This window comes from Candidatus Planktophila limnetica (assembly GCF_002288365.1).
Classification (GTDB): Bacteria; Actinomycetota; Actinomycetes; order Nanopelagicales; family Nanopelagicaceae; genus Planktophila; species Planktophila limnetica.
Window position 1 is genome coordinate 490167 of sequence record NZ_CP016782.1, and the last position, 23806, is coordinate 513972.

Annotated in this window: 27 protein-coding genes; 20 read left to right on the forward strand and 7 right to left on the reverse strand. The window is 45.0% G+C overall.

From position 1 onward, the window contains the following. Window positions 1–6: 6 nt before the first annotated feature. From ftsY to PHILAsVB114_RS02695, 10 genes are all read left to right on the forward strand, one after another. Window positions 7–840, forward strand: a complete 834-nt coding sequence (gene ftsY / locus PHILAsVB114_RS02650) for a signal recognition particle-docking protein FtsY (protein WP_095697854.1) — start codon at window positions 7–9, stop codon at window positions 838–840. A gap of 156 nt (window positions 841–996) precedes the next feature. Next, window positions 997–2301 (forward strand): ammonium transporter, encoded by a 1305-nt coding sequence (locus tag PHILAsVB114_RS02655; protein ID WP_095697855.1) that lies wholly within the window; start codon window positions 997–999, stop codon window positions 2299–2301. Beyond that, window positions 2298–2636: a P-II family nitrogen regulator gene (locus PHILAsVB114_RS02660; RefSeq protein ID WP_095697856.1), complete on the forward strand. Its 339-nt coding sequence runs from the start codon at window positions 2298–2300 to the stop codon at window positions 2634–2636. Before PHILAsVB114_RS02655 ends, PHILAsVB114_RS02660 begins: the two co-directional genes overlap by 4 nt. Before the next feature lie 32 nt (window positions 2637–2668). Next, on the forward strand, window positions 2669–4099 hold the full coding sequence (ffh, locus tag PHILAsVB114_RS02665; protein WP_095697857.1) for a signal recognition particle protein: 1431 nt from the start codon (window positions 2669–2671) through the stop codon (window positions 4097–4099). Between the two features lie 158 nt (window positions 4100–4257). Then, on the forward strand, window positions 4258–4836 hold the full coding sequence (rpsP, locus tag PHILAsVB114_RS02670) for a 30S ribosomal protein S16 (RefSeq protein WP_095697858.1): 579 nt from the start codon (window positions 4258–4260) through the stop codon (window positions 4834–4836). Between the two features lie 2 nt (window positions 4837–4838). Beyond that, window positions 4839–5078, forward strand: coding sequence for an RNA-binding protein (locus PHILAsVB114_RS02675; RefSeq protein WP_095697859.1), 240 nt, complete (start codon window positions 4839–4841; stop codon window positions 5076–5078). 13 nt (window positions 5079–5091) lie between these two features. Then, entirely contained in the window at window positions 5092–5595 is a 504-nt protein-coding gene (rimM, locus tag PHILAsVB114_RS02680; RefSeq protein ID WP_095697860.1) for a ribosome maturation factor RimM, read from the forward strand. Next, on the forward strand, window positions 5592–6275 hold the full coding sequence (gene trmD, locus PHILAsVB114_RS02685) for a tRNA (guanosine(37)-N1)-methyltransferase TrmD (RefSeq protein ID WP_095697861.1): 684 nt from the start codon (window positions 5592–5594) through the stop codon (window positions 6273–6275). Before rimM ends, trmD begins: the two co-directional genes overlap by 4 nt. Window positions 6276–6313: 38 nt before the next feature. Further along, on the forward strand, window positions 6314–7282 hold the full coding sequence (locus tag PHILAsVB114_RS02690) for an acyl-ACP desaturase (protein ID WP_095697862.1): 969 nt from the start codon (window positions 6314–6316) through the stop codon (window positions 7280–7282). Next, the gene (locus tag PHILAsVB114_RS02695) at window positions 7279–8007 is read left to right on the forward strand and encodes a type 1 glutamine amidotransferase (RefSeq protein ID WP_095697863.1); all 729 of its coding nucleotides are present in this window, start codon (window positions 7279–7281) and stop codon (window positions 8005–8007) included. The genes PHILAsVB114_RS02690 and PHILAsVB114_RS02695 overlap by 4 nt, the downstream gene beginning before the upstream one ends. 9 nt (window positions 8008–8016) lie before the next feature. On the opposite strand, the gene PHILAsVB114_RS02700 is transcribed toward PHILAsVB114_RS02695, so the two are convergent. The 4 genes from PHILAsVB114_RS02700 to PHILAsVB114_RS02715 form a co-directional block, all read right to left on the reverse strand. Further along, window positions 8017–8790 carry a 3-oxoacyl-ACP reductase gene (locus PHILAsVB114_RS02700; protein ID WP_095697864.1) on the reverse strand — a complete coding sequence of 258 codons (774 nt, stop codon included), beginning with the start codon at window positions 8788–8790 and terminating at the stop codon, window positions 8017–8019. Window positions 8791–8816: 26 nt separating this feature from the next. Continuing rightward, complete coding sequence (locus tag PHILAsVB114_RS02705) at window positions 8817–10175, reverse strand: aldehyde dehydrogenase family protein (protein WP_095697865.1); 1359 nt, start codon at window positions 10173–10175, stop codon at window positions 8817–8819. 3 nt (window positions 10176–10178) lie between these two features. Next, complete coding sequence (locus tag PHILAsVB114_RS02710; RefSeq protein ID WP_095697866.1) at window positions 10179–11537, reverse strand: glutamine synthetase family protein; 1359 nt, start codon at window positions 11535–11537, stop codon at window positions 10179–10181. A 79-nt stretch (window positions 11538–11616) separates the two neighbouring features. Continuing rightward, on the reverse strand, window positions 11617–13158 hold the full coding sequence (locus PHILAsVB114_RS02715) for an amino acid permease (protein WP_095697867.1): 1542 nt from the start codon (window positions 13156–13158) through the stop codon (window positions 11617–11619). Between the two features lie 132 nt (window positions 13159–13290). Here PHILAsVB114_RS02715 and PHILAsVB114_RS02720 point away from each other — a divergent pair, with 132 nt between their 5' ends. The 6 genes from PHILAsVB114_RS02720 (at window position 13291) to PHILAsVB114_RS02745 (ending at window position 19080) form a co-directional block, all read left to right on the forward strand. Then, a complete protein-coding gene (locus PHILAsVB114_RS02720; RefSeq protein ID WP_095697868.1) occupies window positions 13291–14031 on the forward strand; it encodes a class II glutamine amidotransferase in 741 nt (246 codons plus the stop codon). Window positions 14032–14053: 22 nt separating this feature from the next. After that, window positions 14054–15475, forward strand: coding sequence for a tRNA (N6-isopentenyl adenosine(37)-C2)-methylthiotransferase MiaB (gene miaB, locus PHILAsVB114_RS02725; protein WP_095697869.1), 1422 nt, complete (start codon window positions 14054–14056; stop codon window positions 15473–15475). Further along, complete coding sequence (gene miaA, locus PHILAsVB114_RS02730; protein ID WP_095697870.1) at window positions 15472–16365, forward strand: tRNA (adenosine(37)-N6)-dimethylallyltransferase MiaA; 894 nt, start codon at window positions 15472–15474, stop codon at window positions 16363–16365. Before miaB ends, miaA begins: the two co-directional genes overlap by 4 nt. Window positions 16366–16394: 29 nt before the next feature. Next, entirely contained in the window at window positions 16395–17207 is an 813-nt protein-coding gene (gene dapF / locus PHILAsVB114_RS02735; RefSeq protein ID WP_095697871.1) for a diaminopimelate epimerase, read from the forward strand. Next, a complete protein-coding gene (hflX, locus tag PHILAsVB114_RS02740) occupies window positions 17204–18676 on the forward strand; it encodes a GTPase HflX (RefSeq protein WP_095697872.1) in 1473 nt (490 codons plus the stop codon). The genes dapF and hflX overlap by 4 nt, the downstream gene beginning before the upstream one ends. Window positions 18677–18783: 107 nt before the next feature. Beyond that, window positions 18784–19080 (forward strand): DUF4193 domain-containing protein, encoded by a 297-nt coding sequence (locus PHILAsVB114_RS02745; RefSeq protein ID WP_095697873.1) that lies wholly within the window; start codon window positions 18784–18786, stop codon window positions 19078–19080. Here the strand turns inward: PHILAsVB114_RS02745 and PHILAsVB114_RS02750 are convergent. Further along, window positions 19077–19505 (reverse strand): DUF3093 domain-containing protein, encoded by a 429-nt coding sequence (locus PHILAsVB114_RS02750; RefSeq protein ID WP_095697874.1) that lies wholly within the window; start codon window positions 19503–19505, stop codon window positions 19077–19079. The genes PHILAsVB114_RS02745 and PHILAsVB114_RS02750 overlap by 4 nt on opposite strands. Before the next feature lie 54 nt (window positions 19506–19559). Here PHILAsVB114_RS02750 and PHILAsVB114_RS02755 point away from each other — a divergent pair, with 54 nt between their 5' ends. From PHILAsVB114_RS02755 to PHILAsVB114_RS02765, 3 genes are read left to right on the forward strand one after another with little or no spacing between them, the layout of a single operon-like run. Further along, entirely contained in the window at window positions 19560–20144 is a 585-nt protein-coding gene (locus tag PHILAsVB114_RS02755) for a PaaI family thioesterase (protein WP_095697875.1), read from the forward strand. Then, window positions 20141–20581, forward strand: coding sequence for a dUTP diphosphatase (dut, locus tag PHILAsVB114_RS02760; RefSeq protein ID WP_095697876.1), 441 nt, complete (start codon window positions 20141–20143; stop codon window positions 20579–20581). Before PHILAsVB114_RS02755 ends, dut begins: the two co-directional genes overlap by 4 nt. Further along, complete coding sequence (locus PHILAsVB114_RS02765) at window positions 20578–21201, forward strand: DUF3159 domain-containing protein (RefSeq protein WP_095697877.1); 624 nt, start codon at window positions 20578–20580, stop codon at window positions 21199–21201. The genes dut and PHILAsVB114_RS02765 overlap by 4 nt, the downstream gene beginning before the upstream one ends. Here PHILAsVB114_RS02765 and PHILAsVB114_RS02770 read toward each other — a convergent pair. Continuing rightward, a complete protein-coding gene (locus PHILAsVB114_RS02770; RefSeq protein WP_095697878.1) occupies window positions 21198–21857 on the reverse strand; it encodes a potassium channel family protein in 660 nt (219 codons plus the stop codon). The two genes, PHILAsVB114_RS02765 and PHILAsVB114_RS02770, sit on opposite strands and share 4 nt — an antisense overlap. Then, window positions 21854–22519, reverse strand: a complete 666-nt coding sequence (locus PHILAsVB114_RS02775; protein ID WP_095697879.1) for a potassium channel family protein — start codon at window positions 22517–22519, stop codon at window positions 21854–21856. The genes PHILAsVB114_RS02770 and PHILAsVB114_RS02775 overlap by 4 nt, the downstream gene beginning before the upstream one ends. 32 nt (window positions 22520–22551) lie before the next feature. On the opposite strand from PHILAsVB114_RS02775, the gene PHILAsVB114_RS02780 reads away from it, so the two are divergent. Then, window positions 22552–23781: a class I SAM-dependent RNA methyltransferase gene (locus PHILAsVB114_RS02780; RefSeq protein WP_095697880.1), complete on the forward strand. Its 1230-nt coding sequence runs from the start codon at window positions 22552–22554 to the stop codon at window positions 23779–23781. Window positions 23782–23806 lie beyond the last annotated feature (25 nt).

Below are 23806 nucleotides of genomic sequence, written 5' to 3' on the forward strand. Positions count from 1 at the left end.
TTTTTTATGGGTATTTTTTCTAAATTCTTATCAAAAATCAAAGTATCTGATCTACTCCACAAACCAGATCTAGATGAAGCAGAAAATGAACTTATCGCCACAGATTTAGGCGCAGACCTTGCTCGCAGAATTATTGAAGAGACAAGAAAAGTAAAGTCGCAAACACCGGAGGAAGCGCTGCAATCTGTTCTCTCATCTCACTTATCTAAAAAACCCCGGCAATTGCTGATACAACCTGGTTTAACCACAGTGATGGTTGTTGGAGTCAATGGAACAGGGAAAACAACGACGGTTGCAAAGCTTGCACAAAAATTCTCTCCCCAAGGATTAGTTGTTTTGGCAGCGGCAGATACTTTTCGCGCCGCAGCAGTTGAACAGTTGCAAACATGGGGCAAGCGAATTGGTCTTGAAGTAATCAGCGGCAAAGAAAATTCAGATCCAGCATCTGTGGCCTTTGATGCAATCGAAAAATCTCGGAATCTATCGGCATCATTTCTCTTTATTGATACTGCGGGCCGACTTCACAACAAGAGTGATCTAATGAATGAACTCGGCAAAATCAAACGCGTTATCGAAAAGGTGTCTCCTGTTTCAGAAGTGCTATTGGTAATCGATGCAACAACGGGTCAAAACGGATTGCAGCAAGCCAAAATCTTTGCAGAGGCGGTTAATGTCACCGGAATAGTTTTGACTAAATTAGATGGCAGCTCCCGTGGCGGTATTGCCCTTGCAATTGAGGATGGACTTGATATTCCAATCAAATTCGTGGGCAAGGGCGAATCGATTGATGATTTAACCGAATTTGACCCGATTGCATACATCAAGGGCCTGATTTCTTAACCTAGATGTAACACAAGGTCGCACATGGGCGAAAAATGTGATGTGTCTGAAACTTTCCATGCGACTGTGCGTAATGCACATGGGGCACTTTTGCCCCATCTCAAAGGTGAGAGCCCCACGAATATTTCGCAGTTACAACGTTGAAAGTAGATACCTATGGATGAAATGGTTATTAACTCTGGAGACACAGCATGGATGCTGGCGAGTACCGCACTGGTACTACTAATGACTCCAGGTCTGGCCTTCTTTTACGGAGGAATGGTACGAACAAAGAGCGTGCTAAATATGATGATGATGTCAATGATTTCAATTGGCGTTGTTAGCGTGCTCTGGGTTATTTATGGCTTTGAATTAGCCTTCGGATATGAAGCAAATTCACCGTGGTATGGATCAATTTCATTCTCTGGTTTAGGTGGAGTAGTCAATGACTTCACCAATAACGGTGGGCTCTATCCAATTCCAGTTCTTGTTTTTGCAGCCTTCCAATTAATGTTTGCAATCATTACTCCTGCGCTCATTTCTGGTGCAATTGCAGATCGCGCAAAGTTTACTTCTTGGGCAGTATTTGTTGCCATATGGTCAACTGTTGTGTATTTCCCAGTCGCGCACTGGGTTTTCGCTTTTGGAAACAAAGTTGGTGACACTGTCACTGGTGCTGGTTATTTAGCAGGTAAAGGTCTTCAAGATTTTGCCGGCGGCACTGCAGTTCATATCAATGCCGGCGCAGCAGGTTTAGCACTAGCGATTGTTCTTGGAAAGCGAGTGGGTTGGCGCAAGGAATCAATGCGTCCGCACTCACTTCCATTAGTGATGCTTGGTTCGGGTTTACTCTGGTTTGGATGGTTTGGATTTAACGCAGGTTCGGCACTGGCTGCAAATGCAATTGCTGCGCTGGCATTGATAAATACACAAGTGGCAACGGCTGCAGCACTTGCAGGCTGGTTGTTAGTTGAGAAAATTCGTCAAGGCCATCCCACTTCACTTGGTGCGGCATCTGGCGCAGTAGCTGGACTTGTTGCAATTACACCTGCATGTGCATTCGTTGCACCATGGGCCGCAGTTGTGATCGGTCTTATTGCTGGAATTCTCTGCTCGTTAGCATCTGGGTTGAAGTATCGATTCAATTTAGATGACTCACTAGATGTAGTCGGAGTGCACCTAGTAGCCGGAATTTGGGGATCACTTGCAATTGGTCTCTTCGGTGCAAGTTCTGTGAATAGTGTCGGTGTGGATGGACTCTTCTATGGCGGTGGCACAGAGTTACTAGCCAAGCAGACAATCGGTGTGGCACTTGTCGGGGTGTATTCATTCATCGCAACACTTATCATCGGTTATGCGATTGAAAAAACTATCGGCTTTAGAGTTAAGCGAGATGTTGAAGTTGCAGGTATTGACCTCAACGAACATGCTGAAACTGCCTATGAAATGACAAGCTCATCACGCGGAGGTTCAATTCTATGAAACTAATTACAGCAATCCTTAAGCCACATAAGTTAGAAGAAGTAAAAATCGCACTACAAAACCTTGGCGTTAAAGGCATGACTGTTTCAGAAGCGAGCGGTTTTGGTCGCCAAAAAGGCCACACTGAGGTGTATCGCGGTGCGGAATATACGGTTGATCTAATTCCAAAAATTAGGTTAGAGGTACTCGCCGATGACGCAGAAGTTCAGGCAATCATTGATCAGATTGTTAAAAGTGCCGCCACTGGAAATATCGGAGATGGAAAAGTTTGGGCTATTCCAATCGAACAAGTTGTGCGCGTTCGCACGGGCGAACAAGGATCTGAGGCCATCTAAGCGATTGTGCAGGGCTGAAGTAGGCTCTGCACATGTTTGATGCTCTCTCTGCTCGCTTTGCCAAAACATTTGGCGGACTTCGCGCGAAAGGAAAGATTTCTTCTTCAGATATTGAATCTGTCATAGAAGAGATCAAAAGCGCACTTCTTGAAGCAGATGTTGCTCAAGAAGTTATCGATCTATTTACCGATCGCATTCAAAGTCAATCTGCGGCGTTATTGCCAACACTTCAGGCTGGAAGTAATCAAGCGCAGGCGATATTTGACGTTGTTAACTCAGAATTAATTTCAATTCTGGGTTCTGAAGCAAGGCGCATTCGTTTTTCCAAGAATCCACCGACTGTCCTTATGTTGGCTGGATTACAAGGAGCAGGTAAAACAACGCTTGCGGCAAAGTTAGCTAAGTTTTATAAAGATCAAGGCAATACGCCACTACTAGTTGCTGCTGATCTACAAAGACCAAATGCGGTAACTCAGCTGCAAGTTTTAGGCCAGCAAATTGACGTGCCAGTGTTTGCACCAGAACAAGGAAATGGATCTGGTAACGCCGTCCAAGTTGCACGTGATGGAGTCGCATTCGCGCAATCAAAACTTTATAACATGGTAATCGTTGACACAGCAGGTCGACTGGGTGTTGACGATGAACTGATGGATGAAGCTATTGCGATAAGAAATCAGATTAAACCTGATGAAATTCTCTTCGTTATTGACGCGATGATTGGTCAAAGTGCTATTAATACAGCGCGTGCTTTCGAACAAGGTGTTGGCTTTGATGGGTTAGTTTTAACAAAACTAGATGGCGATGCACGTGGTGGTGCAGCCCTTTCTATTACAGAAATTATCAAGCGCCCGATCATGTTTGTTTCAACGGGTGAAAAAATCAGTGATTTCGATCTTTTCTATCCAGATCGCATGGCTTCTCGAATACTTGGATTAGGCGATGTTGCCACGTTAGCTGAACAGGCAAAGAAAGCACTGAACCCTGAAACGAGTGCAAAGCTTGAGGAAAAGTTTGCACGAGGTGATGACTTCACATTAGAAGATTTCTTGGAACAGCTTGAAGCGATGGCAAAGATGGGATCCATGGGCAAGCTTCTTTCAATGCTGCCAGGTGCTGCTTCAATGAAAAAACAGATTGAAAACTTTGATGAAAGTGAAATCACTCGAACAAAGGCAATCGTGCAATCGATGACTCCGCACGAAAGGCGTGACATTAAAGTTCTCAACGGGACCAGACGTTCACGAATTGCTCGTGGCAGTGGTCGCGCAGTTTCAGAAGTTAATTCACTGGTTGAAAGATTTAGCGCAGCACAAAAGGCTATGAAACAGATGCGTAGCGGAAATGTTCCGGCCGGAATGCCGGCGGCAATGGGCGATATGAGGAGTGCGAAACCAGCAGTTGCACACAAGAAGAAGTCGAAGTCCGGTAACCCCGCCAAAAGGGCTGCAGAAGAGCGCGAGTAGGCCTTAATTTCGCTTCCTGCGTATCTGATGGCAAGATTAGCCCCCTGTGACGGGGCCCTCTACCCCCGAAACATCCAAGTCCATCGCTTGGCCAAAATGATTGCGCACCCCGCTGCGATCGAGTTGGCACGGCATACATTTACAGGAGCACAAGTTACTTGGCTACAAAAATTCGCTTAATGCGCATGGGAAAAATTCGCACACCCTATTTCCGTATTGTTGTTACAGATTCACGTAAAGCTCGCAATGGTTTATCCATTGAAGAGATTGGCCGTTACGCACCTGGTCAAGAGCCATCACTGATCGAAGTTAATTCTGAACGTGCTCTTTACTGGCTAGGTACTGGCGCACTTCCAACAGAAGCCGTAGAGGCAATTTTAAAAGTTACTGGTGATTGGCAAAAGCACAAGGGTCTTCCTGGAACAGAAGGAACTCTTAGAGTTGCAGCACCAAAGCCACACAAGAGCGTTGCTTACGAAGCAGCTGTGAAGCAAGCAATGGATGAGCCAAAAGAAGGCGCAACAACTTTAAAGAAGAAAGCACAAGAAAAGTTGGCTGCAAAAGCTAATCCAGTTGTTGTAGAAGAAGCACCAGTTGCAGAAGCACCAGTTGAGGTTGTAGCAGAAGAAACTCCAGTTGCAGAAGCACCAGCAGAAGCAGTTGTTGAAGAGAGCCCAGCACCAGAAGTTGTTGCAGAAGTTACTCCAGAGGCAACTCCAGAAGCGGCTGCTGAATAACAATGATGGATGAAGCACTCGAACATCTTGTAAAAGGGATCGTCGATAATCCTGAAGATGTTGTTGTTAAAGAAAAAACACATCGTCGCGGAACCACACTTGAAGTACGAGTAAATCCTGAAGACATTGGCAAAGTTATTGGTCGAAATGGCCGTACAGCTAAAGCTCTTCGCACTGTTGTCAGCGCAATAGCTGGTCGTACAGTGCGCGTCGATCTCATCGAGACCGACGAGGCTCGTTAACAACTTTTCGACGATGCGTTTACTCGTGGGCCGTATTGGTCGCGCTCACGGAATTCTTGGTGAAGCGACAATCGAAGTTCGAACTGACGATCCAGATGTTCGCTTTGCCGTTGGCGCAACTGTCAATACAGATAAGCATGGCGATCTGACAATAGTTTCCGGTCGTGTTCATAATGGAATTTTGCTCTTAGGTTTTAAGGGCATTACAACACGCAATCAAGTTGAAGAACTACGAAATGAAATGCTGTACTCCGATGTCGATATCGATGCATCAACGGGGGATGACGATGAGTATCACGTTCTACAACTCATCGGCTGTATTGCATATCTCGAATCAGGTGAAAAATACGGAGAAATTTCTGACGTAATTAATTTACCGGGTCAAGATTTGTTAGCAGTTCAAACCGGCCAAGGTGAATCTCTTATTCCATTTGTGCACCAATTAGTGCCAGAAGTAGATGTTAAAAACAAACGAATAGTAGTTATTCCGCCTACGATTTCAGGGGAGATAAAATGAGATTAGATGTTGTAACAATATTTCCAGAATACCTATCTCCACTGAAGTTATCTTTACTTGGCAAGGCTCAGGAAGAAGGATTACTTGAGATAAATATCCATGATTTACGTGCGCACGCAACGGATAATCATCACAGCGTTGATGACACTCCTTATGGCGGCGGCGCCGGCATGGTTATGAAAGCTGAAGTATGGGGATCAGCCCTTGATCCATTGTTGGTTAACGATGTGGATCTAATTATTTTGACACCAGGTGGAAAGCGTTTCAACCAACGAATGGCAGAACAATTCTCTCAGTGCTCGCAATTAGTTTTTGCGTGTGGCCGATATGAGGGCATTGATGATCGCATTCGCCAGTATTACTCCCAGAATAAATTTGCAGACAAGGGTGTTCGCGTTCACGAAGTTTCTATTGGCGATTATGTTTTGGGTGGGGGAGAAGTAGCGGCAATGGTGATGATTGAAGCCATCACCCGCTTGCTTCCAGGAGTTCTGGGCAATCCTGAATCAATTATTGAAGAGTCACATATGCACGAAGGATTTGCAGAACATCCTGCATTTACCAAACCACAAACGTGGCGAGATATCGCAGTACCTGAGATTTTGCTCAGTGGAAACCACGCACAAATTGCAGCATGGCGCGCACAATCTGCAAAAGATAGAGCCGAAAAGAATTTCTAACTCGCGCGTAACGCTTTTCGTGCCGTAGGCTTTATTCCATGTCCGAAGAGTCTGCAAGTATCCAATCCCGACTTATTCGTGACCTCGAACCAATCGTTGCCGTAGAACTTGAGCGACATCTAGCGATTCAAAAAAATTGGTACCCACACGAATATGTCCCTTGGAGTGAAGGTCGCGATTTTGCGGGTCCACTCAATGGTGATGCGTGGGAGGCAAAAGATTCTCGGTTGAGCTCAGTTGCTCAAGATTCACTTATTCTAAATTTATTAACTGAAGATAACCTGCCGAGTTATCACACCGAAATCACTCTCTCAATGGGCAGAGATGGCGCATGGGGCAACTGGATAGAACGCTGGACTGCCGAAGAAGGTCGTCACGCAATTGTGATTCGCGATTATTTGATGGCAACACGTGGTGTTGATCCTTATGAGTTAGAGGATTTACGAATGGCCCACATGTCACTGGGTTATCAGACACCTTATGAAAATGACATGCTGCACACAATCGCCTACGTTTCCTTTCAAGAATTAGCGACCCGAATTTCTCACCGTAATACCGGAAAAATTTCTGAGGATCCAATTGCAGAAGGCATGATGCAGCGAATTGCATTGGATGAAAATCTCCACATGATTTTTTACCGTAATACTCTCAAAGCAGCACTTGATCTAGAACCTAATGCAGCGATGCGAGCAATTGCAGATGTTGTAACAAATTTTGATATGCCCGGTGCCAACATGCCTGGGTTCGGTCGCAAAGCTGTTCAGATTGCTCTTGCTGGAATTTATGACATGCAGCAACATTTGGAAGAAGTAATTGCCCCTGTGCTTCGTGCGTGGGAAGTCTTTGAAAGAAATGATCTATCTGGTGACGGCCTGGTAGCCCGCGATGAACTCAATGCATTTTTGACAAAAACCACGGAAGAATCAAATCGTTTTAATGAAAAACGTGAACATCACTTTGAGCGACTCATTGCTCGTGGACAAGAGCCAATTCGCATTCAAAAATGAGTAAACGAGTAATATTTATCGAACACGACCACGTCAGTGAAGGTGGTCCAATTTGGCACCAATTCAAAGTTCGTGGATTTGAAATAACTAGATTTGTTATTGTTGATAAAGAACATCAAAAGAGTCCAAATGTTTCGGTGCAGTGGCCGGACTTACTTTCTTTCGATGTTGTCGTTGTCATGGGCGCGCCGTATGCCGCCTATGGAGATGACGTCGTTGGTAATTGGCTAATGCCAGAATTAGAAAAAATGAAAGAAGTGCACAACGCAGGGATTCCAGTACTCGGAATTTGTTTTGGTGGACAACTCATGTCACGCGTTCTAGGTGGCACAGTTTCACGATCCCCTCACGCCGAACTTGGTTGGTATGACATCCAAAGCAAAGATGTGGCACTCATTCCAAATGGTCCATGGTTTCAATATCACTGGGATCGCTTCACGCTACCGCCAGATGCAACCTTGATTGCAGATAATGAATTATGCCCTCAAGCCTTTTCATTTGGGCGTACGTTAGGTCTGCAATTTCATCCAGAGATTGATGCACATGTTCTGGATTTATGGCTGGAAATGGAAGGTGGCTGCGCCGAGGTTGAATCCGAAGGCGTTGACGTTAAAGAACTACGCGCACAAACAAAAGAAATTGAAGAGCAAAGCAATCAGCGCGGTTACGATTTAGTCGATCAATTTCTTGATCGCATCGCAACCGCGCCGATTAAGCGGATCTAAATACTTAATTTACATATCAAGCGGAGTTACATACGCTCCAGAAATACCACCATCTACCAAGAAGTTAGATGCTGTAATAAATGATGAGTCATCACTGGCTAGAAATGCCACGGCAGCAGCAATTTCTGTGTCATCGGCAAAACGTCCCATTGGAATATGAACTAAGCGACGAGCAGCGCGCTCTTTATCTTTAGCAAAGAGTTCCTGAAGAAGTGGTGTGTTAACTGGCCCTGGAGATAGCGCATTCACGCGAATACCTTCACGAGCAAATTGGACACCAAGTTCGCGTGACATGGCTAGAACGCCACCTTTTGATGCTGTGTATGCAATCTGAGAAGTTGCAGCGCCCATAGTTGCAACAAATGATGCGGTGTTAATGATCGAACCCTTTCCAGCTTTTTGCATGTAGGGAATTACGTATTTGCAGCAGTGGAAAACACTCGTTGTGTTAACGCGCAGGACTCGTTCCCATGCATCAAGGCCAGTAGTTAAAATCGAGTCATCATCAGGTGGTGAAATTCCGGCGTTGTTAAATGCAATATCAATACGACCATAGGTATCAAAAGCCACCTTGTACATATTTTCAACATCTGTAGCACTTGTTACATCTGCCTTGACGAAGATTCCGCCAGTTGCTTTTGCAGCAGCTTCGCCAGATTCAGCGTTCATATCCACTGCGACAACCTTTGCGCCTTCACTTGCTAAGCGCTTTGCTGTTGCTAGACCGATTCCGCTGCCAGCTCCGGTGATTACTGCTACGCGTCCTTCAAGGCGTTGAGCCATTTTTCTTCCTTTTCTGTAAGTGTGCTTTAGTCGTTAGAAATAAAGACGTTCTTTACTTCGGTAAATGAATCAAGTGCATCTGGTCCAAGTTCGCGACCTAATCCTGATTGCTTAAATCCACCAAATGGAGTCCAGAAACGAACTGAGGAATTGGAGTTAACAGAGAGCGCGCCAGTTTCGATTCCGCGAGATACGCGAAGTGCGCGACCGACATCGCGTGTCCAGATGGATCCAGATAGCCCGTATTCGCTGTCATTTGCCATTGCAATGGCTTCTGCTTCATCTTCAAATGTCATAACAGAAACCACTGGTCCGAAAATTTCTTCTCTCCATGAACGAGACTGTGTATTTTTTGGCAAGAGAACTGTTGGCGCCATCCAATACCCAGGACCACTTGGAGCCGAACCCTTAAATGCAATTGGTTCATCAAGGAAAGATTCAACAACATCGAATTGTTTCTTAGAAATAAGTGGACCCATGTCAGCGGTGGCAAGATTGGGATCTTCGACGCGGAATTTCTTGACTGCTACTTCGAAGTGCTCCATAAATGTATCGAATGCAGATTTTTGAACAAGAATGCGAGAGCGAGCACAGCAATCTTGGCCGGCATTATCAAAGACTGCACTAGGTGCACCAGCTGCTGCTTTAGCAATATCTGCATCTGCAAAGATGATATTTGATGACTTGCCACCTAGTTCAAGGGTTAATCGCTTCACCTGTTCGGCGCAGCCGACCATGATTTGTTTTCCAACTGTTGTAGATCCAGTGAAAACAACTTTTCTTACAAGCGGATGGGTTACAAATCTGTTTCCGACAATGCTTCCTTTGCCTGGAAGAACATTGAATACACCCTCTGGAATTCCGGCTTTAAGTGCGAGTTCGCCTAAGCGAATTGCAGAAAGTGGTGTGTATTCAGCAGGTTTTAATACAACTGTGTTTCCAGCAGCTAACGCCGGAGCAAAACCCCAACCAGCAATTGGCATTGGAAAATTCCAAGGAACGATAATTCCAACAACTCCGAGTGGTTCTTTAAATGTGACGTCTATGCCACCAGGAACTGGTATCTGTCGACCAAATAAACGCTCAGGAGCCGCGGCGTAATACATAAGTGTGTTGGCAACATTGTCTGCTTCCCACAGTGCATTTCCGCGAGTGTGACCAGAGTTTGTAATTTCAATTTGAGCAAGCTCTTCACGGCGATCTGTAACTATTTGTGAAAAAGCACGGAGTAAACGCGCACGCTCTCCGGGTGCAACGTTTTTCCAACTCTCAAATGCATTAGCTGCTTTTGCAATAACAGCATCAGTTTCTTCTAAACCTAGAAGTTGGACTGTTTCTACGATGCTTTCATTTGCTGGGTTTATTACGTCATACGTAGATGGCACTTATTAAAACCTTTCGAAGTTTCGGAATAATTCCCAGTCGGTAACAGCTTTTGCATATGCAGAGATTTCAACGCGAGCCATATTTGCATAGTGGGCTTGGACTTCATCGCCGAAAGTTTCTTTCACCCATGCGCTCTTTTCCCACAGATCGAGGGCTTCGTTCATGGTTGAAGGTACACGGGCAGAGTCTGAAACATATGCATTACCTGTAAATGCAGGTTCTAGTTTCATCTTCTTATTAATTCCATCTAGCCCAGCCGCAATAATTCCTGCAACAGCTAGATAAGGATTGACATCGCCTCCAGGAATGCGGTTTTCAAGGCGCAAACCTGCACCGTGGCCTACAAGTCGGAAAGCACATGTGCGGTTATCGCGTCCCCAGCGAATTGCTGTTGGAGCAAAGGATCCCGGCACATAACGCTTATATGAGTTGATATTTGGTGCAAAGAGAAGTGATAGCTCGCGCATGTGTGTGAGTTGGCCGGCAATAAATTGGCGACCAAGTTCTGACATGCCATGTTCTTTATCTGAATCATCTGTCATGACTAATTCGCCATTTAATCCACGGAAAGATAAGTGAATGTGTGAAGAATTACCTTCGCGCTCATTTGGCTTTGCCATAAATGTCAGCGCATATCCCGCTTCGGCTGCGATTTCTTTTGCGCCATTTTTATATATAACGTGTTGATCGCAATTTGAAAGCGCATCAGAGTATTTAAATGCGATTTCATGCTGACCGAGATTACATTCACCTTTTACGGATTCAACAGTCATTCCTGCTGCTGACATGCCAAGTCGTATTTCACGAAGTAGCGGTTCAATGCGAGAGCCACCCAAGATTGAGTAATCAACGTTGTATTGGTTAACAGGAGTCAGATCACGGTATGCCTTATCCCATGCTTCTTCGTAGGTATCTTTGTAAACAACGAATTCGAGTTCGGTTCCACACATTGCCTGCATGCCAGCTTTTTCCAGATTAGCAATTTGCTTGCGCAGAATCTGGCGGGGAGATGCAACAACAGGGGTGTGATCGAGCCACTGAACATCGGCTAGAACAAGGGCTGCGCCTTCTTGCCAAGGAATTAAACGAAGGGTGTTGAAATCTGGTGCGAGTTCAAAGTCGCTATAACCGCGTTCCCAGGATGACATTTCATAACCTTGCACGGTATTCATATCAACATCGACTGCTAGAAGATAGTTGCAACCTTCTGTGCCATGTTTTAGAACCTCATTGAGAAAGTGATCTCCGTGAATTCTCTTACCTGTAAGCCGGCCTTGCATATCTGTCATTGCAACGACGACTGTGTCGATGGCACCTGATTGGATTGCAGCGGTTAATTCTTCAATTGATAGTGAACTCATAGCGGTGAGTATTCCACTTTTAGACAAAAATAAAAACTCCCCCTCATCACTTGGACGAGGGGGAGTTCTTATTTGTAATTTAGATAGTGCTCTTTGGTCCTGTGAACCACTTCTTGACTGATAGATGCCACCAGATCCAAAGTAGAAGCATCGATCCGCCGACTAGCACAGGGGCATAGTTGACGAATTTGATGTCAAAGGAATCACTAGTTGGCCATCCCATTGGAGTGGTAGGCATAATGAAGTAGATGCAAATAATTACAATTTCTGCAATTGCAATAGGAGCCATCCACTTGTACTTGTTACCAAGTGTCCATGATCCTGGCTTGAATTTATCGCCCATACGGTAACGCTGATAAATTGGAACCAAGAATGCTAAGTACAAACCGATAACAGTAATTGAAGTTACTGCATAGAAAGCGGTAGGTACAACAATTGGTGCATCTGCTGAACCGATGTTTACTTCAACCAATGCTGGCAAAGTAATTGCAAGTGCAACAGTCGAACAAGCCAAAACAGCATTCTTTGGAACCTTGTTCTTATCTACCTTTGACCACAACTTGGATCCAGGTACCGCTCCGTCGCGACTAAATGCAAACATCATGCGTGAAGCACTTGTGAGTGCAGATGTACCGCAGAAGAGTTGTCCGACGCTTGCGATGAGAAGAACTACGCCCGCCCACTTAGCACTGAGTGCTTGAGCAAAGATAACAGCTACGCCGCCACCGCCTGCGGTTACTGCTTCTGCATCTTGTACTGCGTAAAGGAATGCAAGGAGCAAGATCCATCCACCGATAGCGGAGTAGAAAATTGCTTGCCACAATCCACGAGCAGCTGAGTGTTCAGCACCCTTAGTTTCTTCAGACATGTGAGCACAAGCATCAAAGCCTGTGATTGTGTACTGAGTTAAAAGGAAGCCAAGTGGAAGCACATAGAACCAGAAAGCAGTTCCGCTTGTTTCGCCGCCAGCTAATCCAGCAGAGTTATTGACTCGCATTGAGAACATGTCATAAACGCTCATGTGATTTTCTGGAAGAATAACTAGAACACCAATAATGAAAGCAGCGCCAAATACGTGCCACCATACTGAGATATTGTTCAAAGTTGCCATCAAGTGTCCGCTGCCGATATTGAGAGCAGCCATGATTACAAGAATCACAATGAACATAATGAATACGCGCTGCAATGAATATCCTTCTGCCCAACTTGGACTTAGTGAAGAGAAAGAAAGATCAAAGAACGTTGCGCAACCGTATGCAACCGATGCGGTACATCCAAACAGACCAAGCAGATTTAACCAGCCTGTGTAAAAACCAACCTTAGCTCCACCCATTTTCGATGCCCACCAGTAAATACCACCGGATGTCGGATAAGCAGAAACGAGTTCTGACATACAAAAACCAATAATGAGAATAAACAATGAAATAAGTGGCCAACCAAGTGAGATAGCAACTGGACCACCGTTATTCCAAGCCTGGCCAAAGGTTGTAAAGCAACCGGCGAGAATTGAAATAATTGAAAACGAAATTGCGAAGTTCGAGAATCCACTCCATGAACGCTCAAGCTCTTGCTTGTATCCAAGTTCAGCTAAGCGTTTTTCATCATTCTGTAAGTTTGACAAGTCTTACGCCTCCTAATGCTTATACATATCCAAACCGGGCGGCTTGAATATGATGATGCTGGTTCGATGAGGGGCATCGAGGTACTCTTTCTACCTCATAGTGTGACCTGAGCGACAGGGGTTTGACGATAAATGTGCCGCCTTTTAGGTTACGTGTCGCACGAGAAGCAGACCTTTAACTCAACAGTAGGGTCGGATTTCTCCGAGTTTGTGACCCTTTCTTCAGTGCATTGCGATGGCTGGGGAGTGGCAACTATTGATCACAATCAAAGCGTTGCACAGATGATTCGCCAACCAGAGGCTGCCAATAAGAGTAAAGACTTTTCCACCGCCATTGAGAAATCTGTTTCAGATGGAGCGTTGCTTCACCTTCGTTGGGCCACTGCTGGTTTACCGGTGAGTGAGAACAACACTCATCCATTTATTTATAAGGATATTTCCTTTATTCACAACGGAGCAACGTATCCACCAGCGGCTCTTGAGCCATTGATTTCACCAGAGTTAATTCCTCATATTCAAGGCGATACGGATAGTGAAAGATATTTTTATTTTGTTATCACAAAGATTAAAGAGTTGGGATTTATCGAAGGGTGCAAAGCCGCAGCCAATTACATCCGAGCCAATGTTGATTATTCAAGCATTAACGCAATGATCATGAATGAAAAACAATGGGTTGTTATTTGTGAGCACCACCCAGATCGCGCCCCTGATTGGGCACCTGATGATTATTATGAATTGAAATACAAATCTGATAAACAGGGCGTTTTGGTTGCATCAACTGGTTGGAATCAACCTGGATGGACCGTGCTTGCCAACCATCACATGCTCGTCATAGACCGAGATAGCTTTGCAGTTGAGGTTATACCCCTGTAAGGGGTGCCCGTAGTATTGGCCTATGGAGCGCACCTATTCCGTTGAAACCTACGGATGTCAAATGAATGTTCACGACTCCGAACGCATCGCAGGGCTATTAGATGAAGCCGGATACATCCCAGTTAAAACTGGTGAGCAGGCTGATCTGGTTGTTTTTAATACGTGTGCGGTTCGAGAAAATGCGGATAACAAGTTATATGGCAACCTAAGTTTCTTAGCTCCAATTAAAAAGCTAAACCCTGGAATGCAGATAGCAGTGGGCGGTTGTCTGGCGCAGAAAGATCAATCAATAATCCTTAAAAAAGCACCATATGTTGATGTTGTCTTTGGAACACACAATGTTGGATCGCTACCGGCACTACTTGAACGCGCAAGGATTGAAGAAGAAGCCCAAATCGAAATTAAAGAATCCCTCGAACATTTCCCATCGACACTTCCTGCCCGACGATTATCAGCATTTTCAGCGTGGGTTTCAGTATCTGTTGGATGCAATAACACCTGCACTTTTTGCATTGTTCCAACGCTTCGCGGAATCGAAAAAGATCGTAGCGAAGATGACATTTTGCGTGAGATTCACGCACTCGTAGATCAAGGCGTTATTGAAATTACCTTGCTAGGTCAAAACGTAAATGCATACGGAGTTGATTTTGGTGACAGGCAAGCATTTGCAAAACTTCTTCGCAAGTGTGGGGATATCGATGGTCTAGAACGGGTGCGTTTTATGTCTCCGCATCCACGAGATTTCACAGACGATGTCATTGAGGCAATGGCGCAAACCCGCAATGTCATGCCACATCTACATATGCCATTGCAATCTGGTTCAAATCAAATCTTGCAGAGCATGCGCCGCTCATATCGAACAGATCGATACCTAAATATTTTAAATAATGTCAGAACTGCAATCCCGCAGGCATCTATTACAACCGACATCATTGTTGGCTTTCCTGGTGAAAGTGAATCTGATTTTCAGGCTACTTTAGATTTATGCACAGAGGCACAATTTGCTGCCGCCTACACATATCAATATTCGATTCGCCCAGGTACACCGGCAGCAACAATGCCAAATCAAGTTTCATCTGAAGTTGTCGGGCAGCGATACACGCGTTTACATGAGCATCAGCAAAAGATTTCACTTGGTGTTAATAAACGCGCAATTGGCCGCGAGATGCGAGTTTTGGTTGGCGAATATGAAGGTCGACGAGATGGCAGAGAATCGCGCATGACGGGTAAGAGTGAAGATTTTCGTTTAGTTCACTTCGCCGATTCAAGCAGCGCTCGTGCCGGCGACTTTGTTGATGTTCGAATCACTGATGCATCTGCTCATTACTTAATTGCAGATGAAATACGCACTATTGCAACACGTGGCGGAGATGCGCACGAACTAAGAAATAGGGAAGTTACTTCAACAGGTGTCTCACTTGGCATTCCTACAGTGCGTGCATGAAATTAGTTGTAATTGCAGGTGCAACTGCGACGGGTAAAAGCTCTTTAAGTGTGGAGTTAGCACAGGCCATTGATGCCGAAATAATCAATGCTGATTCAATGCAGGTATATCGCGGAATGGATATCGGTACCGCCAAGATAACCCTTGAAGAGCGCCAAGGCATTCCTCACCACATGCTGGATGTTTTAGATGTCAATCAAGATTCCACTGTTGCCTGGTATCAATCTGGTGCTCGTGAAGTCATCGATGAGATTCATTCTCGTGGCAAAAGCGTTGTCATGGTTGGTGGGACGGGTCTTTACATTAAGGCTGTAATCGATGAACTTAACTTTCCAGATACAGACCCAATGGTCAGACACACGTTAAACAAGGAGGCTGAAGATTTAGGAATCGATGCAATGTTTGCGCGATTAGAAAAACTTGATCCAGCCGCAGCGATTGCAATTGACCGTGCGAATTTACGAAGAATTATCAGAGCCCTAGAAGTTATAGAGATCACTGGCAAGGCATTTACTGCCAATTTGCCCAGAGAAGAGAGCATTCGATATCCAGATGCTCGGCAATTTGGTTTGGTTATGGATCGCGAGTTGTTATCGGAAAGAATTGATCAGCGCGTAAATACAATGTTTGAAAATGGTTTTGTTGAAGAAGTGCAAAAGTTAATGTCAAGCGGATTGTTAGAAGGCAGAACAGCGCAAAGAGCTTTGGGGTATTCCCAAATAGTTAGCCATCTAAAGGGTGAAACATCACTTGATGCTGCCATAGAAGAAACCAAACGAGCCACCCGACAATACGCTCGCCGGCAGGAAACCTGGTTCTCACGTGATGCGCGTATTAAGTGGATTTCAACTAGACAACCACGCCTAGAAACTATTTTGGAATCCCTGTAGGCAGTAAGAACTACTAAACTAACTTCCACATGAATACTTCACAGCCTGTTCCTGCAACTTATGGGCACGGCACTCACAATGACTTTGTACTTATTTTTGATCCAGATGATCTGCGTTCGGTAACAACGGCCCAAACTCAAGCAATTTGTAATCGAGAAACAGGAATTGGTGCTGATGGTTTGATTCGAATACTAAAGCGCGATGGCAAATGGTTTATGGATTACAGAAATTCAGATGGATCGTTGGCTGAAATGTGCGGCAATGGAATACGCGTGATGGCTAAATATTTGGTTGTTCACGGTCATCAAGGTGAGGGCATTTTTGCAATAAACACGCGTGATGGATTAAAGCATCTTCGTGTTCCAGCCGATGGTGATATTTCGGTCAATATGGGCAAAGTAAGTGATGAATCCGAAGAAGTCACTGCCTCACATAATGGCCACATTTGGAATGGTTACAACATTAATGTCGGCAATCCACATGCAGTTGTATTTGTAGAAAGTTTAGAAGAGGTTGGCGAACTCAGAGATGCTCCGATTGTTCGTCCCAAGGAGAGTTACCCAGAAGGCGTTAATATTGAGTTTGTAGAGTTTATGAGCGAGACTGAATTAAAGATGAGGGTCTTTGAACGCGGAAGTGGCGAAACACAATCATGCGGAACTGGAACATGCGCCGTGGCACTTGCAGCAACGCTAAAGAAAGAGAAGAACTTGCCCGCACATTGGGTCATTTATCCACCGGGTGGACGTTTAGAGGTAGATATTGATGGACATTCCAATGCAACGCTTATTGGTCCTGCCGAATTGGTTAAAGAAGTAGATCTGGCGAATTTTTTCCAATGAGTGATAAAGGTCGCCATGAAGACCGTAGTGAAGATTCATTTGAAGCTTTATTGCGCGAAAGTGCGCGAGTTACGGCAGATTACGATGCCGACCAAGATGATTTAGAAGCAACTTCTCAATCCGAAATAGCAGATCGCGCGGCACTACGACGAGTCAAAGGATTCTCAACAGAGTTACAAGATATTTCCGACGCCGAATATCGCCAGCTTCAATTAGAGCGCGTTATTTTAGTTGGCGTATGGACTGAAGGCACAGCCGAAATGGCAGAGAATTCACTCGATGAACTAAGAGCATTGGCACAAACTGCTGGCTCTGAGGTTCTAGATGGATTTATCCAGCGACGCGATAAACCAGATCCTGCAACGTATATCGGTTCAGGAAAAGTTGAAGAACTACGCAACGTTGTACTTTCAAGTGGCGCCGACACAGTTATTTGCGACGGCGAATTATCACCTTCTCAATTGCAGCAACTTGAGGGAAAACTAAAAGTTAAAGTTGTAGACCGAACCGCATTAATTCTGGATATTTTCGCTCAACATGCCAAGAGTAAAGAAGGAAAGGCTCAAGTTGAGTTAGCTCAAATTTCTTATTTGCTTCCACGTTTGCGTGGTTGGGGTGACTCTCTTTCTCGCCAAGTAGGCGGTCGCGCAGCTGGTGGTGCGGGTATTGGTGGACGCGGACCTGGTGAAACAAAAATAGAAACTGATCGCCGTCGCATTCGAGACAAAATGGCAAAGCTTCGCCGTGAAATAGCGGAGATGAAAGTGTCGCGGGACACAAAGCGACAAGAGCGAAAGAGAAATAATGTTGCATCAGTTGCCATTGCCGGTTACACAAATGCTGGCAAGTCTTCATTATTAAATAAGTTAACTGGCGCGGGAGTCTTAGTTCAAAACGCCCTCTTTGCAACTTTGGATCCAACTGTTCGTAAGACTCATACAGCCGATGGGCGGATTTATACACTGACTGACACTGTTGGTTTTGTGCGGCACCTACCGCATCAGTTGGTAGATGCATTTAAATCAACGCTAGAAGAAGTATCTGGTGCAGATGTGATTGTCCATGTTGTCGATGGTTCACACGCTGATCCATTTGAACAAATTCGAGCAGTTCGCACAGTAATCAATGAAATTGGGGCCCAGGAAGTTCCGGAAATTATCGCTATCAACAAAGCCGATGTTGCAGACCAAGAAGTTCTCATGGAAATTTTGCGCAAAGAACCAAACAGTTATGCAATATCGGTCAAAACAGGGTTTGGAATAGATGCTCTTATCCATGCGATTGAAAAAACTTTACCTAGGCCAAAAATTGAAGTTGATGTCATAGTTCCGTATAACCGAGGTGATCTCATTAGCGCCATTCATGAACATGGTGAAATCTTGAGCGAAGAGTATGTCGCCGAAGGAACTGCGATTCACGCCCGCGTTGATGGAGGGCTAGCACGCCAAATACAAGCTATGCAGGAATAAATAGTGCTCTTGGCGTGTTGTAACAGGCAGTAACCCCAAAAATAGGCGATTATGCGCCCGTTCAGTAATTACTTCAGAAACTAGTGCAGTGAAGGTAGGTGAGAGCAGTGGCAACGGATTACGACACCCCCAGAAAAACGGATGAAGAACTCCACGAAGAGTCGTTAGAAGAGTTAAAAGCCCAGCGAGTAGATGCTCAATCCGGCCAGATCGATGTTGATGAAGCAGAGGCTGCTGAAACCTTAGAGCTTCCTGGTGCTGATTTATCTGGTGAAGAATTAACAGTACGTGTAGTGCCAAAACAAGTTGATGAATTTACATGTTCACGTTGCTTCTTGGTTCACCACATTACTCAACTTTCTAAAGGTGAAGGCGCTAAAGCAATTTGTAAAGAGTGTTCTTAACGCAGCGCAGCTGCTAACTCTGATCCCCGCCGTGTAGAAATAATCCAATGCGGTGTTTCGTCTCGAATATCTTTGACTCGCACAATCACTCCGCGGGAACTCCAAAATCTAATGGCTAAGTAGTCAGCCGGATCGGCATCGCGCCCACGCACCAAACGCATTGCATCAGATTCTAAGACTCGTGTGTCACCTAAGTACTTAAGTTCAATGTGAGCTTTATTTACTCGCAACTCTTGATCATCTACTTCAATGACCATGCGCCATCGAACATAGATATAAACCAGTGCGATAGTGAGAATAATCTGGCACCAGAGAGCAGGATTGTTTCCAATGGCTGCCCAAATTGAGATGCTCAATGATGTAAACAAGAAGTAAATGAAGGCTAAGAGCCAGACTGGGGGAGCAATCACTTCGCGAAATCGCACGGGTGTCACGCTACATCATTAATTATTGACTCGCTAACGCAGTAAACTACATGGATGAGCCGAGTTGCCAGTACTACGCCACCACCTGGAGCGACAATTCCAGTTCGCCACCCTGAAGCGCCGCCAACTGGTTCAAAAATTCCTTCTCACTTTGCACATTGTTTTGGTTGCGGTGAGAAACATCCAACTGGTTTACACCTTGTCGCACATGTTGGAAATGCAATGGATATAACGGCTGAGTTTGTAGTTTCACAAGATCATCAAGGCGCACCAGGGCTTGCACACGGTGGCTTACTTTCACTCGCATTTGATGAGGCGCTTGGAAAACTTATGTGGTTACTTCGCGCACCGGCAGTAACTGCCCGACTTGAAACAGATTTCCTGAAACCTGTGCCAATGGGTTCAAAGTTATTTATTACAGCGCAAATCACTGGCCAAGTGAGCCGTAAAGTTTATTGTTCAGCCATTGGGCGTTTAAATTCGCCAGAGGGTGACATCGCAATCAAAGCGGCAGCCTTATATGTCATTGTTCCAATGTCGCACTTTCTGCAAAATGCTCCTGCGGATTATTTGGAAGCTATTTCAAAAACTCCAGAAGTTCTGGCATTTGTTGATCCGAACTTTGAGATAAATCCATGAGTGTAAAAGTTCTAATCAAGCGCCTGGATCCAGGCGTGCCGTTGCCTATTTATGCAAAGGGTGGCGATGCTGGAGCAGACATTGTCTCTGCAGTTGATATCACTTTGGCCCCCGGCGAACGCGCGTTAGTACCAACTGGAATTTCAATTGCGCTTCCTGATGGATATGTTGCACTCGTGCATCCACGTTCGGGATTAGCAATTAAGCATGGAGTCACAATGGTCAATGCTCCAGGAACCGTTGATGCAGGATATAGAGGCGAACTAAAACTAATTTTGATCAATCATGATCGAAGTGAGTCAGTCTCTTTTAAACGCGGTGATCGAGTCGCGCAATTAGTTATTCAACAAGTTGAGCGAGCAGAATTTATTGAAGTACAAGAACTCCCTGGCTCAGGTCGAGGTACTGATGGATTCGGATCAACGGGGCGCGTATGAGTATTGAAAATAATGATCGAGACAAAGTAGTTAACGCCCTCGGTGGTAAAAAAGGTCTCATTGATTCAGGTCTACCATCTGTCCTTTTTCTCATTGTTTTTAACATCGCAGATAATTTACGCACAGCTCTTTATGCGGCCGTCATCACATCAGCGCTTCTTACGATTCTTCGATTGATTAAGAAAGACACAATCCAGCATGTGATTTCTGGCTTCATTGGTGTTGCTTTTTGTGCATACCTTGCCAATCGCACTGGAAATGCCACTGATTTTTTCTTACCTAAATTTCTTACCAACCTCGTATACGGAACGGTGTATTTGATTGGAAACGTTGCTGGGTGGCCAATTCTTGGTTTAGTTCTAGGACCAATCCTGGGCGAAAACCTACTGTGGCGAAAAAACCCAGAGCGCAAAAAAGCTTATATTCGCGCCGGATGGTTATGGGTTGCAATGTTTTATTTACGTTTACTTGTTCAAGTTCCAATTTATCTCAGTGGTCCAGAAAATCTGAATTTATTGGGAAGTGTTAACTTGGCAATGGGTTATCCGCTTTTTGCCGCCGCTGCGTGGGGTTCGTGGTTGATTATTAAGAAAGTTCCGAGCGTAAAACCAGAGGATTAGCTCTGAATGAAGCACGCTTTAATTTGAGACTCAGCTGCAGCTGATGCAACGAATAGTAATTCATCGCCAGCGGCAAAAACATCGTGAGCAGAACACGCAATAACTTGGCCATCTCGCACGATCGCAGCAAGGGATGCGTTATCTGGTAACTCAATTTCTTCTACAGTTTTTCCAATGCAAGAAGATGTATCAGGAAGAGTGAGTTCAACTAAATTTGCTTGACCTTTTCTAAAGGAGAAGAGACGAACCACGTCACCAACACTTACGGCTTCTTCCACCAGTGCTGAAATAATTCGCGGTGTAGACACGGCAACATCGACGCCCCATGAACTATCAAATAGCCACTCATTCTTTGGGTGATTAATTCGCGCTACCACTCGTGGAATTCCGTATTCAGTCTTTCCTAGAAGAGATGCAACGAGATTAACTTTGTCATCTCCAGTTGCGGCAACCAATACTTGGCAATTATTTAGTTTGGCATTATCTAATGATGTGATTTCGCAGGCATCTGCCATAAGCCATTCAGCATCTGGAACGCTTTGCATTTTCATTGCTTTTGGATTCTTATCGATCAAAAGAACTTGATGACCGTTATCTAAGAGTTCGCGTGCGATAGCGCGTCCAACATTTCCTGCTCCTGCTATTGCAATTCTCATGAGGCATCCTCCGGAGCGTGTGAAAATGATTTTTCAACGTTCGCATGGTCTTCATCTCGCACCATCATGTGCAGTAGATCGCCTTCTTGGAAAACAGTGTGCTCATCTGGAATTAAACCTGCACCGAGTCGCGTAATAAATGCAACACGAGCACCAGTGATATTTTCAATTCGAGCAACTGAGATTCCATACCAACTAGCAACCGGATGAAACTCACAGAGTTGAACTGCGCCACTTGCATCACGCCACTCAGACTTTGAACCTTCGGGAACGATGCGTCTTAAAATTTGGTCCGTAGTCCAGAGCACTGTGGCAACAGTTGGAATTCCTAAGCGCTGGTAAATTTCCGCACGACCTGGGTCATAAATGCGAGCAACCACATTTGCAACTTTATAAGTTTCTCGTGCAACGCGAGCGGCAAGAATGTTTGAATTATCTCCGTTGCTTACTGCTGCAAATGCATCGGCTTTTTCTATGCCAGCTTCTAAAAGTGTGTCTCGGTCAAAACCCATACCTGTGACTGTGTGGCCTTTGAAATTAGGTCCTAAACGGCGAAATGATTCGCGAGCTTGATCAATCACAGAAACTGAGTGACCAGCAGATTCCAATTCAATTGCGAGGGATGAACCAACTCGACCGCAACCCATAATCACTACGTGCACGTAGTACAACTTACACCCTTACTCTTAGATACATGGAATCAAAGGCACAGATAAGCCTGCAGGTAGGCCAACGCCTCACAGTGGACATAGAAAAAATTGCTCACGGGGGACACTTCATCGCGCGTCATGAAAGTGAATCGGGTAAGAAGGCTGTGATTTTTGTGCGCCACGCAATTCCTGGCGAAAAAGTTGAGATTGAAATTACAAGTACAAGCTCAAACTTTATTCGAGCCGATGTAGTCCAAGTAATTACGCCTAGCCCAGATCGAGTTGTTGCCCCCTGTAAATTTGCACATCGCGATGGATGCGGCGGATGCGATTTTCAACATATCTCCGCATCTCGCCAACGAACCCTGAAGTCAGAAGTAATCACTGAACAATTTGCACGAATTGCAAAAATTCCAATGACAGTTGAAGTCGAAGAAGTGGATCAACCGCTTCATTGGCGAACACGGGTCACTGCCACAACAGATCACAATGGAGCCATCGGTTTTTATTCATCCAGAAGCCATCGAGTGATTTCAGTAGATGAGTGCCTCATAGCCGTGCCTGAGATCGGCATCAAAGAGATGTCCAAGCAAAAACTTTCACCTGATGTGCGTATTGAGATTGCATACTCTTCTGAAGGAGAACGAATGGTTGCTGAAGCACCAAAGAGTGGTGACGGTAAGTTTAGGCAAAATAGTGGACCTGCAGTCCTGCATGAAAAGATCGGTGATCGCTTACTGCAAGTGAGTCAAAGATCTTTTTGGCAGGGACATAAACGCGCCCCAGAAATATTGGCAGCAGTTGTCAGTGACTTTGCAGAGATCAAAAATGGAGACCTCGTCCTAGATTTATACGGCGGTGTTGGACTTTTCACCGCTTCTTCTTTGAACGCTGTAGGCAGCCAAGGAAGTATTCATTTGGTTGAAGGCAGCAAAGATGCAACATCGGATGCTAAAAACAATTTTGCTGGTCAAAGCAATGTACAAATTACAACGGGGGATGTGGCCAAAATAATTACACGCATTCAAAGCGCCGATGTGGTTATTTTGGATCCACCACGCGAAGGTGCTGGCAAAGATGTTGTGCAGCAATTAGCTCGTATTGGCGCCAGAGGTATTGTCTACGTTGCCTGCGATCCAGCAGCCTTGGCAAGAGACACTGTTTATCTAGCCGAAAGTGGTTATTCAATGAGAAAGATCCGCGCGTTCGACTTATTTCCTATGACTCACCACATCGAATCTGTTGCATTGTTTACCCCAAGTAAGGTATCTTGACGTCAAGATAGTTTTAGAAGGGAGC